The 13,046-nt window shown below is 53.9% G+C and carries 11 protein-coding genes; 7 read left to right on the top strand and 4 right to left on the bottom strand.

What is annotated here, in order from left to right; genetic code table 11:
• The first annotated feature begins 3 nt into the window (after positions 1-3).
• The 5 genes from ACZ51B_RS09280 (at position 4) to ACZ51B_RS09260 (ending at position 4,972) form a co-directional block, all read left to right on the top strand.
• The gene (locus tag ACZ51B_RS09280) at positions 4-1,389 is read left to right on the top strand and encodes a vWA domain-containing protein (RefSeq protein ID WP_464296964.1); all 1,386 of its coding nucleotides are present in this window, start codon (positions 4-6) and stop codon (positions 1,387-1,389) included.
• A 170-nt stretch (positions 1,390-1,559) separates the two neighbouring features.
• On the top strand, positions 1,560-1,772 hold the full coding sequence (locus ACZ51B_RS09275; protein ID WP_464296963.1) for a hypothetical protein: 213 nt from the start codon (positions 1,560-1,562) through the stop codon (positions 1,770-1,772).
• Between the two features lie 7 nt (positions 1,773-1,779).
• Complete coding sequence (locus tag ACZ51B_RS09270) at positions 1,780-2,817, top strand: LacI family DNA-binding transcriptional regulator (RefSeq protein WP_464296962.1); 1,038 nt, start codon at positions 1,780-1,782, stop codon at positions 2,815-2,817.
• Positions 2,814-3,728: a prepilin-type N-terminal cleavage/methylation domain-containing protein gene (locus ACZ51B_RS09265; RefSeq protein ID WP_464296961.1), complete on the top strand. Its 915-nt coding sequence runs from the start codon at positions 2,814-2,816 to the stop codon at positions 3,726-3,728. The genes ACZ51B_RS09270 and ACZ51B_RS09265 overlap by 4 nt, the downstream gene beginning before the upstream one ends.
• 53 nt (positions 3,729-3,781) lie before the next feature.
• Positions 3,782-4,972: a glycoside hydrolase family 5 protein gene (locus tag ACZ51B_RS09260; protein ID WP_464296960.1), complete on the top strand. Its 1,191-nt coding sequence runs from the start codon at positions 3,782-3,784 to the stop codon at positions 4,970-4,972.
• Between the two features lie 787 nt (positions 4,973-5,759).
• Here the strand turns inward: ACZ51B_RS09260 and metK are convergent.
• Positions 5,760-6,884, bottom strand: a complete 1,125-nt coding sequence (gene metK, locus ACZ51B_RS09255; RefSeq protein WP_464296959.1) for a methionine adenosyltransferase — start codon at positions 6,882-6,884, stop codon at positions 5,760-5,762.
• A gap of 251 nt (positions 6,885-7,135) precedes the next feature.
• On the opposite strand from metK, the gene ACZ51B_RS09250 reads away from it, so the two are divergent.
• Positions 7,136-8,611, top strand: a complete 1,476-nt coding sequence (locus ACZ51B_RS09250) for a trypsin-like peptidase domain-containing protein (RefSeq protein ID WP_464296958.1) — start codon at positions 7,136-7,138, stop codon at positions 8,609-8,611.
• 11 nt (positions 8,612-8,622) lie between these two features.
• Here ACZ51B_RS09250 and ACZ51B_RS09245 read toward each other — a convergent pair whose 3' ends face one another.
• Both ACZ51B_RS09245 and ACZ51B_RS09240 read right to left on the bottom strand, forming a co-directional pair.
• The gene (locus tag ACZ51B_RS09245; RefSeq protein WP_464296957.1) at positions 8,623-9,810 is read right to left on the bottom strand and encodes a Fic family protein; all 1,188 of its coding nucleotides are present in this window, start codon (positions 9,808-9,810) and stop codon (positions 8,623-8,625) included.
• A gap of 135 nt (positions 9,811-9,945) precedes the next feature.
• Entirely contained in the window at positions 9,946-11,946 is a 2,001-nt protein-coding gene (locus ACZ51B_RS09240) for a right-handed parallel beta-helix repeat-containing protein (RefSeq protein WP_464296956.1), read from the bottom strand.
• 76 nt (positions 11,947-12,022) lie between these two features.
• On the opposite strand from ACZ51B_RS09240, the gene ACZ51B_RS09235 reads away from it, so the two are divergent.
• Complete coding sequence (locus ACZ51B_RS09235; protein WP_464296955.1) at positions 12,023-12,313, top strand: 1-deoxy-D-xylulose-5-phosphate synthase; 291 nt, start codon at positions 12,023-12,025, stop codon at positions 12,311-12,313.
• Positions 12,314-12,316: 3 nt separating this feature from the next.
• Here ACZ51B_RS09235 and ACZ51B_RS09230 read toward each other — a convergent pair whose 3' ends face one another.
• Positions 12,317-13,036, bottom strand: a complete 720-nt coding sequence (locus ACZ51B_RS09230) for a hypothetical protein (protein ID WP_464296954.1) — start codon at positions 13,034-13,036, stop codon at positions 12,317-12,319.
• Positions 13,037-13,046: the final 10 nt, after the last annotated feature.

Here is a 13,046-nt window from a genome sequence, read left to right as displayed (position 1 = left end):
TTCATGGACCCAACACAACGTTTCGATCCTAATAGAACTCAGTTAAGTGGCGCCCCCACGCTGAACGATCCGATGCGCACTCAGGCTTTGAGTGCCACTCAGATGGGCTTTGACCCTTTGAAGACGACCGCCATGACGGCTGTTCCGGGTGGGAAGGCTTTGATGGTGGAGATCGTGCCTGGTCGCGAGGCGAGTATGGCCAACGGTCCTGCGCGCGAGCAGTTCATGCTGGAACTCACCGCTACGGGCAACCCGATTGGGTTGGGCATGGGGACTTCTCGTACGCCCATGAATCTGTGTTTGATCATCGACCGTTCTGGCTCGATGGAAGGCGCTCCGTTGGAGTATGCGAAGCAGGCTTGTTGCCACGTGGTGGACATGCTGACACCCAACGACGTTCTCAGTATCGTCACGTTTGAGGAGCAGGTGGAAGTTTTGATGGCCCCGCAGAAGGTCATTAGCAAGCAGCCGATCAAAGAGGGGATCCAGCGGATTACTCCGGGCAACACTACGAACCTGTTTGATGGGCTTTCGCTGGGTATGCAGCAGGTTGTTGGGGTGCAGGACCCAGGTCGGGCGACTCGAATGGTGATCTTGACGGACGGCGACCCGACGGCTGGTATTAAGGATTTCAGCGCGCTTGTTCAGCATGCTAGCGAGATCAAGAATCGTGGAATCACATGTACGTTCTTGGGCTTTGGGCCGGACTATAACGAGGAGCTTCTTGCCTCGATGGCCAAGAAGGCTGGAGGGAACTATCACTACATTCCTCAGCCTCAGATGATTCCTGATGTGTTTCGGCAGGAGCTGGATAAGCTCATGACGACGGTGGCGCGTAACATGCAGCTCACGTTGAAGCCTGCTCGTTGGGTGACGGTGCGTTCGCCTCAGCCGAGCGGTGGGAACGAGATTGTGCTTCCGTTGGCTGACTTGGAGCGGGGGGCGACTCTTTCTCAGGTGTTTGATTTTGAGTTCACGAACCATCCTTTGGGTTGGTATCGGGTGGCCTCGGGTCGGCTGACGTATGAGGACCTGTTGCAGGGCAAGACGGAGTCTGTTGATCTCGATTTCGTGATTGAGTTCACGGCTGATGCGGCTCGGTACTCGGCTTCTCAGAATCCACGCGTTGCCAGCGCGGCTCAGGTGGCTTATGCTTCCAAGGTGGTGGAGAAGACTGTTATGGGTCTTAAGACCGGTCAGCTCACGCAGATGGGAGCTATTCAGGAGCTTCAGAAGACGCAGATGCTCCTAGTGAATGAAGGCAGAACCATGGAAGCCCAGGAAGTTACGATGGCGCTGCGAGCGCTGCAGTCGGGCGACTCTGGCCAGGCTGAAAAGACTCTAATGGGCACGATGCTCAACCTTGATCAGGGCAAGCAGCAGCACTAGCCTTTTATCCCCCGCACTTGTCCTTTCTTTGAGTGCGGGGTGTTTTCCTCACCGGTTTGTTATCCTGACAACTCTACGGATTTTTTAAGATTATTCGATTAATCAGAGGATTTTTGGAAATTTCGGGATATGATTAATCCATTAATCGGCCATTGGTCGAGAGAAGAACAATGATGTTTCGGTACGTAATCCCATTTCTCATCCTGGGTGGTCTTGTTGCAGGCTGCGACAGCAACCCAACCAACGCTCCTGATAAGCAGGCCGTTGAAGACGCCAATAAGTCCCGGTTCGATGCCATCGATAAAGACCCCAGCATGACTCCTCAGCAGAAAGAGTTGATGAAGTCCAAGCTTGGCGGCGTGAAGCAACCCTCCACTCGGTAATAGAGCTATGTCTGTTACTATTCGCGATGTTGCGTTGAAGGCTGGCGTCTCTACCGCTGCAGTTTCAAAAGTTCTGCACGGAAGAGGCAACAGCGTGCGCGTCAGCGAGGCTCGGGCTGTCTTCATTCGAGAGATCGCCAAGGAGTTGGACTACCGCCCGAATGCCGTAGCAAGGAACCTTCGATCGAGTCGGACCCACACTATTGGTCTTATTTGGGAAGGGTTTGCTGGCATTGCATCTGGTCCTCTTTACTTTATGCATCTCTTGGACGGGATCGCGTCGGAGGTTTTGAAGAACCACTACCGGCTGACGATTCTTCCGGAGTTAGCTCACGACAACGTTCTTGGGACTCTAGGCGACGGACAACTTGAGGGTGTCATCTGGTGCAAGATGGCAAAGGATGAGCCTACGGTGCAGCTCATTCACGACTGTCCTATCCCCATCGTCGCTCTTAATGCACTTGCTCCTAAGGAAGATACTGAGGCTGTGTTCATCTCGTGTGAAAACGAGGCGGGAATTGAGCTTGCGGTTGCTCATCTTTGGGGCCTTGGTCATCGAAAGGTGATGTTCCTTCGAGAATACGAGGAGTTGACTGCTCCCGACTGTCTCGCTAGATCGCTTGGCTTTGTGGAAGCTCTCGAACGACGAGGGGTGAGCGACGCCGAGTCCAACGTTTTCACCTGGAGCTGGGAATTCGACGAATTCCCCAAGTGGTGGAGCGAGAAGACAGGTCATACCGCGGTTATCTGCTGGAGTGAGCGCGCGAGTGCGCGGTTCATGAAGCGATGCGTGGAGTTCGACATCTCAGTTCCCAACCAGCTCAGCGTGGTGGGTTTTGACAGCACCCAGTTTTGCGAGACCACTACACCCAGGCTTACCGCCGTGCGACAGCCCATCACAGAGATGGCAGCCCACGCGAGCCGAACGCTTTTCTCCATGATATCGGGCTCTGGCCCGAAGCCATCTTCGACCACTTTCCCGTGCAGTTTTGATGTGCGGGACTCGACCGCTCCACCGTGCCTCAGTGCAGAGGAAAATAAATGAACTCAAAGCGAGCTTTTACGCTTATCGAACTTCTAGTTGTTATTGCGATCATTGCTATCCTAGCTGCGATCCTCTTCCCCGTTTTTGCTCAGGCAAAAGAAGCCGCTAAGAAGACTCAGTCCCTTAGCAACGTCAAGCAGATCGGTCTTGGCGTCATCATGTACATGGGTGATGCTGACGATACATTCCCTCAGAGCGAATATGGCGGGAACGGCCCTCTGGATCACCTCACTTGGGCTACCTCCATTTATCCGTATTTGAAGAACGGCGACAACGGTAAAACCGCTGCTGGAAACGCCATCACCACTGGAAAGAGCGGGATCTACCGAAGCCCAGGTAACCCTCGTCAAGAAAAGGCGTATCCGAGCGAGTCGGGTGCGTACTCCTATGGCGTACACCACAGCCTTTTCGTTGATAACTATGGAAATCAGGGAGGAGCAGCTAACCCAGGTTGTCCTCAGAGCGCGGTTGATGCCGTTGCTGACAAGATCCTGATGATGGAAAAAGGAACTAACGACACGCCAGACAACCAGAACAACTGGCAGTATGTGTGGTTCATGGACTGGCAGCAGATGTGGGTCGGTTCGATCCTTGGAACTGCTGGAGATCCTTCCACACTTCAGCGCGACGGTGTGGACGTTTATACGAAGGGCACGAGTGTCTACTCGCCGCTTTTCGACTCCGACTGCGTTGCTAGCATCAACGGTTCGGCATGGGAGTGCGGTGCTCACCCACGTTATCGATACACTCAGTCTTCACCGAGCGTATTTGTGGATGGTCACGCAAAGACGATGAAGAAGGGTGCGGTTAAGTGGTTCCAGAACATCTGGATTGACCGACGAAACGTCAACACTCAGGGCAATTACGATTACATGAACGGCGGTGGCTGGGGCTTCCCAGGCATCCACTAAGACCCAACTGGCCCTCGGCTTGGAAGCCGAGGGCCTTTTTATAGATAAAACTTATGATTGCACCTCTTATTGCAGCCTTTTGTGTGGCTCATTTGGCACCTGCAGCACCCGCTCTTTCGGCAATCCATACCGAGGGAACGAAGCTGGTGAATGCGGAAGGAAAGGAAGTCCGCATGCGCGGAGTGAACCTGGGTGGTTGGTTAGTGGAGGAGATCTGGATGACGCCTTGGGCAGAGAACCCGCCGGCGGGGTCTAGCTTGCCTAAGGTTGATGACAGTGTTTCGCTTTGGTCGACCATTGAGAAGCGGTTGGGTAAGGATGCGGTGGTGCGCATCCGAGACAAGTGGCGAGATAACTGGATCACGGATGCGGACTTTAAGCGCATCAAGGATGCGGGATTTGACCACGTGCGCGTTCCGTTTCTTTACACGATGCTTCAGGAGCCAAAGGGCATGGATCGGCTTCGCTGGGCGGTCAATACGGCGGCCAAGCACGGCCTCTACACGATTCTTGACATGCACGGTGTGCCGGGCAGACAAAGCACGGATCAGCCGACTGGCATGAGGGGGCAGAACCGGCTGTGGTTTGATGTGGAGAACATCACCCAGATGGAGAACCTGTGGGTGGATCTTGGAAAGGAGTTTGGAGACAATCCGAATGTGGCGATGTTCGACCTTATGAACGAGCCGATGGGTGCTCCGAATCCGGCGATGCTCCACCTGGTTTACAATCGCGTGATCCAAGCGGTGAGAAAGGTTGCTCCGAAGAAGGTGGTGTTGGTGGACGATGGTTATAAGGGATTCGACACGACTCCTCATCCGAATTTGGCTGGGTGGACCAACGTCGCTTTCTCACTGCACTTCTACAACTTCGACTCGAAGACGGCAGAGGATCATGTGACAGCTCTGAAGCGTGACATTGAGCGGTACAAGCCTTTGCAAGGGTACCGAAACGCTCCGCTGTATGTGGGTGAGTTCAACCTTGAACCGTTTGGAGGTTCGGACGTGACCAAGCGATACACGCAACTGGTGACGGAGCAAGGTTGGTCTTGGACTCTGTGGACTTACAAGACTGACGCACCTGGCGGCCCGATGGGGCAGTGGGGGCTCTACCGACGGGCGAAAGGCATGCCGCCTATCAGTGCCTTTGAGGATAGCGAGCAGACGATCTTGAAGAAGATCGAGATGACTCGCACGGAGAACATGGAGCCGACTCCTGGACTCTTGGATGCGCTGAAACGATAACTCGTGAGTGGGATTTGGACGGTAGTCTCACGGCCGTCCATAGTGAACGGTTGGCGTATGGAGGTTACGTTGCCATGCGCCAGCTTTGACGGATAGCCAAAAAAGAGATGATATTTGTTATATCCCACGCGGTAGAGATTTCCGGTAGCGAAGCCTATGCTTCCAACGTTTGATACCGGAAAAGTGTTATGTTCTCCCGTCGAGTCAACGTACGTTGTAGTGCCCCGAGCGCCCCAGTCTGGACCGATGATCGCTCGCCACAGAGTGCATGGGTGGTACGCCATGACAATATCGACGCTTGTGTCCGCTATGTAGATAGGTCCTGAGACGGAACTTGTGGCTGGAGAAACGGCTCTCTTTATTTGGATGTCAGTCACGGTGAGAGGCTGAGGCTGCGCGAAATGTATGTTGAGCACTGCAGCTAAAACGACTGACACGGACACCGCACTCCTCATTAGTAAAGCCTTTCGCGTCTGTAGCTTTATGGCTTTCCTGCTGCGTAAGGTGGTCAGTGCCTCGTCAACTTGTTCTTTAGGTATCTGTAAGACCTCAGAGACGTCAGCGGTTGTCACTGTCCCATCTAAGAGAGTTTCCTCTTTCGATGCCCGAGAGAGGTCACGAAGAAGTTCTCTCAACTCTTTATTTGAAACCTCTATGGATTGAGAGTGCTGACTATCATTGCCAAACTTAAGAGGTTTCATTCTAACGGCTCTATTATGGGCGAAGTGGTTCTCAAACAAAAAAGCCCCATTCGTTAGCGAATGGGGCTTTTCCTTATCGATTCAATTTACTTGAGCTTCGCAGCGTCTTTGGTGTTTTCCCAAGGGAAGTCTGGGTTGCCGAAGTGGCCGTTTCTTGCGGTTGGGAGGTACTTCGTTTCTCGGAGTCCGAGGAGGTCGATGATTCCTTTTGGCGAGAGGTCGTAGGCTTCCCGGACGCGCTTGGAGATCTCGTCTGGTGAGATGCTCTCGGTGCCGAATGTCTCGATGTTGACTGCAACTGGCTGAGCCACGCCGATGGCGTAGGCCAACTGTACGACGACTTTCTCAGCGAGTCCAGCTGTTACGATGTTCTTGGCTACGTAGCGCGCGATGTATGCAGCGGAGCGGTCGACCTTTGTGGGGTCCTTACCGGAGAATGCGCCGCCGCCGTGAGGGGCCATTCCGCCGTAGGTGTCTACGATGATCTTTCGACCCGTTACACCGGTGTCGCCCTGAGGTCCGCCCACGATGAACTGACCGGTTGGGTTGATGTGGTAGGTGATGTCGCTCTTGACGTACTCGCTGTACTCTTCGAGAACTGGCTTGATGATCCGTGTTCGGACGATCTCGCAGATGCCTTCGTGAGTCAGGGTTGGTGCGTGCTGGGCGCTGACCACGATGGTATCGATGTTCTTAGGCTTGCCTTTCTCATCGTATACCACGCTGACTTGGCTCTTTACGTCGGGGCGAAGACCGAGGTCTACGTGCTTGCGTCGTACGGCGCTGGCTCGTCGGGTTAGAGCGTGAGCGATGGCGATTGGCAATGGCATCAGCTCTGGCGTTTCAGTGGTCGCCATGCCGAACATCATGCCTTGGTCGCCTGCACCGCCGGTGTCGACGCCCATTGCGATATCTTTCGATTGCTCTTGAATTGCGACGAGCACACCGCAGGTGTTGCCGTCAAAGCCAAGGTCGGTGTGGGTGTAGCCAGCTGCAGTTGCGGTTTCGCGCACCACTCGGGCGACGTCTACGTAGGCATCGCTCGTTACTTCGCCCGCTACAACAGCCACGCCTCGAGTCAAAAGAGTCTCGATTGCAACACGACTGTGCTTATCCTGGTCCAAAAACGCGTCGAGTAGAGCGTCCGAGATCTGGTCCGCGAGTTTGTCTGGATGCCCCTCGCTGACGCTTTCCGAAGTGTAGATCCTCATTTCTTCAACTACATAGGGTACCCCCTTGCATTTGAGACAGGTTTGAAGATTCTAGTTTCGAAGGGATAAGTTGCACCAGAACGAACTATTTTAGGAACGGTCTGTGTTTTTCAGATTGATCAAGTTAAGGGATTAAGAACGACTTTTGAACTGATGAGGTGCCCAGTGGGTTAACCTATATTGAAGATCGTCTGAGGGGCGAACTTTACGCGTGGAGAACTGCTCTTACGCTGTAGCAACTCGCATAAACCATGATAAGTCTCATCGCGTTGTCGTTTTTGACGTCCGCTCGCCCTATGCAACAGCTGAGCGTGGACGACATCTACAAGAAGGTCCTTCCGTGCATGGTTTCGCTGGAAGTGGAAACCCAGGGTGGGCAGCGCATTCATGGAACGGGCGTGCTGGCTATCAAGGATGGGCTGGCGGTGACTTCGTGGCACCTGGTGCGGGGTGCGACTCGTGTGACGGCAAAACTTTCAGACGGTCAGACTTGCGAGAGTACGGGTTTGGTGGATAAGGACGACCTTACGGATGTTGCGATCATCAAGCTACGGATTGCAGACCGTAAGATAGTGGCGCTCAGCAGTTCTACACCTGAGGCGGGTTCGAAGGGCTATGTTGTGGGTTCGCCGAAGGATGGTGAGTTCACGATCATCGACGGGTCGGTGAGCAATATACGTGTGGTGAACGGTAAGAAGCTGTTCGAGTTTACGCCGACAGCTGCGACGGGCGGGTCGGGCAGTGCGCTGCTCGATAGTACAGGGGCGCTCCTTGGCTTGGTGTTGACCGAAACGGAAGGGGCTGCGCGCCTTAGCTTTGGAACTCCGGCTGTCAATATTAAAGCGCTGGATGTGAGCTTGGCGACTCAGCCATGGGCTAAGACGGCGGAAGGTACGACGACAACGCCCGCAACCACGAACACCTCTCCAACGAGTACGATTCCTCACCTTCCGCCTCTGCCCGAACGGAAATCTCCTCGCGAATCGGATCTGGCCGGAATGGCCACGAAAGTGACGCGCTGGCGAGTGGAGGGTGCCAAGCTTTCTGCCGCAGTTTACGATCTCAATCGCGAGATCACTACTCAGCAACTGACCAAGCTGTCTGTTCCGGATAGCGTGAAGAATGCCATTCAAGACTTGCGTGACTTGGGGAATACGCTCGAATTGGTGAGTTCTCCAGATGAGCTGTACCGAAAAGCGTGTTGGCAATATGCTACCGAGCTTCGAACCATTGCCGATGGTCTTGAACTCTTGGTGTACGCAACGGTTGCGGCAAAGACTAAGGGTTGGAAGGGATACCCGGTTCACTTGTTCAATCAAGGATTGAACAAGATTGATTTGCCTCAGATTGCGTGGAAAGTGGTGGAGAACGAGCTGCGGGTGTCTCTTCCTGCTGCGGAACGAGAGAAATACGATCCCGATGTTTTGGCTCTGGTCACCTCGGATCGCCGCGACCGTTTGTTTCCCGTGTCTCACCAGATCGGGGTGGTGTTCGATATTCGGGCGTTGCCTAAGTGTGTTGTGGGCGGTGTTTTGGAGCAGTCACCCATTGCGAAGAGTGGGCTTCAGATTGGTGATGAAGTGGTTCAGGTAGATGGTGCTGACGTTAAGGGATGGTCCGGTTTTGAGGCTGTGGTTGCCAAATCTGCTGGCAAGACTCTTAATCTTAAGGTCAAGCATCGGTCAGGTGTTGCCGAAGCGGTCAAGCTTGTGGTTCCGATTTTCTAGTAATTGGTTCCCTAACGTAGGTTCGCTGCTTGAAGTTCTGAATCATCGAAGAGCTTGAAGTATCTCTCATATAGATACACGCGCTTTCTCGCTCGGCCCGTGACTTCACGAAGAATTCCTATCTCTTCGAATTGCTTCGCAATTCGATTTGCGGCTGGGAATTCCTTGCCAATGAACTCTTGAATGAGATTCGTTGATACGACCGGGTGATCAAAGAGCGCTTCGTGGAGACGTAGGGAATCTGCCATGGCGCGTCCACCTTTCGCGATGATCAGGTTTCGGTCTTTCTCTCGTAGGGCTACTATATCTCGCGCAATCTCGGTGGCTTCGTTGGCGACCGATTCTACGCCTCTCAGAAAGAACTTCAACCACCCTTCCCAGTCCCCATTGTCTCTGACTGCTTGCAAGCGGTCGTAATACTCAAGGCGGTTCCGTTTGAAGAAATAGGAGAGATACAAGAGTGGACGTTTCAGAGCTTTTCGCTCACAGAGAAGAAATGTGATGAGAAGTCGCCCGACTCTTCCATTGCCATCCAAAAATGGGTGGATTGTTTCAAATTGTGCATGGGCTAGGCCAACTCTCAGTAACAGGGGTATTGGCTCTTCGGAGTGAAAGAAAAGCTCAAGATTCCCAAGCGCCACCTTCATATCTTCGAGAGCTGGGGGAACGAATCGGGCGGTGGTGAGGGTGCATCCTTGCGGTCCAATCCAGTTCTGGCTGCGGCGAAATTCTCCTGCGCTGAGCTCTTGGCCCCTGGTGCCTTCCATCAGCTTGCCATGTATTTCGGTGATGAGCCGAAGTGATAGCGGAAGCGTGTCTAGCCGACGCATTCCGTAGTTGAGGGCATTGACGTAATTGATGACTTCAACTGCGTCGGTCGGACGCTCGGCATCAAGCACCTTCGCTTCAAGTTCTAACACCTCTGCCAGTGAAGCCTGTGTGCCTTCGATTTGGGAACTCAAAACCGCTTCTTTTCTGATGTACATGGTGACGAAAAGGTCGGGATTCGGGAGGGCTTCCGTCGAACCATCGAGTCGTCCGAGCGCTCGATCTGCTCTGGAGAGAAGATCCAGCATCTCTGGGTCGATCGAGATCGGCGGGTCTGGTGGAAGGTCAGCAGGCACAAATGCCTTGTAGCCGGTAGGTTGGTTCGTATATTTGCCTGCTCGGTACGAGATTTGCTGCATCCTACCGTTCATTATGGCTTCCAAATTGGATTCTTATTAACGGATAATGCCCTTATCCGTTAATAAGGAGTTTCGTAATTAACGGTTAGAGGCATTATCCGTTAATAAGGAGCCCCAAAACGGTCGGTAACTACACTCAGCCGTTCATTAAGGTTTGGTTGGGAATGCTGGGGGGAGCTTCTTCCATCGGAGTGGCCATGGTTTGCCTTTGGGATCCATTGGGTTGAAGCCTAGCTTCAGTGCGGGGCTTGTTGGGCGGAGTCGGAAGTCGTCTTGGTCGGGGTTCACAAATTGAGGGTCGACGAAGAGAGAGTCTTTGTCGCGGCCTTTGGCTTGCCAGTCCTTGATGCTTGCCTCGTTGAAGGTGATGGGTTGTCCATCGGTGCGCCAGTAGAGGTTGTTGTTTAGAGCCACTTGGCCGTTCCAGTTCCCCCATAGGAGGGGAGTGGTTTTCCAGATCACGATATTGTTTTGGAGGGTGAAGCTGAGATGGTCTTCGGCACGGGTTCGCGCCAACTGTGACTCTCCGGCGAAAGCGAGGATGTTCCTCTGCACGAGGTTGTTCTTCCCGTAGTGTTGGTGGAAGCTTTGTCGACTGCAGCGGTACACGATGTTGTCTTGCAAGGTGACTTCGGAGCTGCCTTCGTCCGTGTAGAGTCCCCATCCGCCGTAGTCGTAACTGCTGACGTGGTGGATACGGTTGCCGCTGAGACTGGTGCCGGGTGCGATGCCTAGGTGGTAGATCCCGCCCATGTCGGACAAGACTCCTTGACCTATATCGTAGATGTGGTTGCCGATAATTTGGTTGTGGTGCGCGTTGCTTGCCCCGTAGCCCCATGTCCAGCCGATGCTGACGCCGGTGTAGTAGAAGTCCGCAATCTCGTTGTTCTCGATCCGGTTGTAGGGAGACTGTCCAATCCAGACACCGACTGCCGCTGGGTGAACTCGGCCACCACCGGCAATGATGTTATTTCGGATGGTTACGTGTTGTGTGAGGAACTTGTCGTCGCTTGAGACCGCCATCACGCCTATCTTCACCCCACCCGCGCCGAGGTTCGTGATTCGGCCGTCTTGAAACGAAATATGCTGAGAGTTGTCTGCAATCTCGAGCCCATAACCGCCTGCTTCGCTGATCTCGCATTTCTCGAACTGTATGTTGCGCGCGTTCTGTACGAGAACGGCTCCGCCTAGGTCTGCCTCTGCCTGGGGGAAGTTGCGTCCTGTTTCTGGCATCGACCAAGCCGAGTGGCGGAAGGAGATCCCTTCGAAGCGGATTCCCTGGACCGGGTGCTCTCTCGTTCCCTCTACCATTAGTATTTTCTCGAGAACCGGAACGACGGGTGGGTTTTTCTTGAAGTTGTCGCCCGACGCTGGGATCACGGTGACTTCGTGGGAGTTCTTGTCAAAGTAGAACTGGCCTGGACGCTTGAGAGCTTCTTTTACATTTTCGACGAGGAAGCGGCTGCCCTTGTGAAGCAGTGCCCAGGAGGCTCCTTGAGTTGATCCTTTGAAAGTCACCAGGTGATGCTCTGGATCAACTTTGGCAATGGGGAACCGGGAAATGGCCCAGTTTTGGAATACGAGCATTTCGACATCGCCTAGGTTGTGCCAGTCGGCTTGTACTTCTTGGTTGGCAAAAGTGAGGCAGTCATCGCCCTTGGACTCGCGGTCTGGTTTGGTTGAGGGTGCCTCCACCGAGTAGTAGCCTGTTTCAGGCAGGCGGGGGCGGGAGTATCGTGATGGGCCTACAAAGAGTTGGTTCGCGTGGATGCTCGCCGGAAGTTTTGCCACATAGCCGTTTGCTTGCCTGGTCATGGATAACAGCGGCGTGCCTCCGCTGATCACCACTTTCTCTTTGCCGATAGGAGCGATAACGGTGGGTGAGCCTTCGACTCCCGAGACGGAGTCGCTTAAAACGAGGGGTGAGGTGAGGTAGTAGGTTCCTCCTCCCAAGCGAACGATGATCGGGCCGGGTTGTTTTTTCCTGGACCGTCGAAGTGTGGCGACCTCTTGGAGTGCGCGTGCAGGAGTCTGAAACGGCTTGGTCCTGGTGCCCGTACCCTCGTCGCTTCCACTTGGGGACACGAAGATCTCAACAGATGGCGAGACGAGAAGACAAAGTAGAGCAAGCACGATTGTTGCGAGCATAACCCTTGAACTTGATTTAGGTCAAATGATCCAGGCGACACTTGGGAGTTGGCTAACCTGATGGACGAGGAACGCAATGAAGTCGCGAATTATGTATGTGGAGTGCAAAGAGGGAAGTCTGAATGGCGAAGCTCGCATCGGACGCGTTCGGTTTTCCAAAACGGGGCGAACTCTTTATTACGGAGAGAAGCGTTTTCAGAGCCTCAAGGGTGGTTACAAGGCTAACTACTACGACCTGGCAACTGGCGACCTGTACTGGATCTCGGGTCCAAAGCGGAAGGGTGGGGACAGGTTGTATGCGAGCAATTTGCCTGTTGAGGTGGATGCGGACGTGAACGAAGAGTACTGGTCAACGATTCGCAGTTGATGGTTAGGACTCAACGCGCAGAACTTCCTCAAGTTCTGCTTCGGCTGCTGCCCGTTCGCTTTGTGCTTTAGCAAGATTCTCCCGAAGGGACTTGCCTGAGGAACTGCTGAGGGCCTGAGTGTCCTCGGCCCATCTTTCTAGTTTTCTGCCTTCGATATCGATTCGGCGGCAGATTCGGCTCATCAGATCGACGTCGGCTTCCATGGCCTTCATGTGTTTGCGGCTCTGGTCGTCGCGACGGATCACTGGATGGGCTGCTGAAGCGGCGCTCATCATGAGTGCGTCTACCTCAGCTTGCATCTCGGCAACGAGAACTGGATCTGCACTTACTAGCAGCCTTAATTCTTCTGATGCGTGGTGCCAAGCCCTTGCGGCGGCTTCGAGTGAATTGAGTACAGGTGCTGGTACGTGGGCGTTCAATCTGTTGTTCTTACAAAGATAGACTAGGCGTGAGCTTCTGAGCCAACGCTCGTAAGCTGCTCTCACTTCTGGCGTGGCTGCACTCAGTTGTCGGTCTCGCTGAGACTTTCGATAGAACAAGGTGGCGCAGGTAGCAAGTGGGCCCAAGATCAGTCCGTAACCGTGAAGTGGTGCTAGCAGAAATGGTATGCAGGCTAACAGGGCGAGCGGCCAGTCCATCCATTTGAGGGAGACTTCAGTTGGCTGCTTCACCTGCCTCAAGAAGGCATCGAGCATCGGCCTAGGCGTGCGATCCAAGAGCATTGTTAATCTA

It is taken from the genome of Fimbriimonas sp. LA-C6 (genome assembly GCF_055398105.1).
Note: the sequence above shows the minus strand (reverse complement) of the source record. Positions and strands in the feature narration are given on the sequence as shown.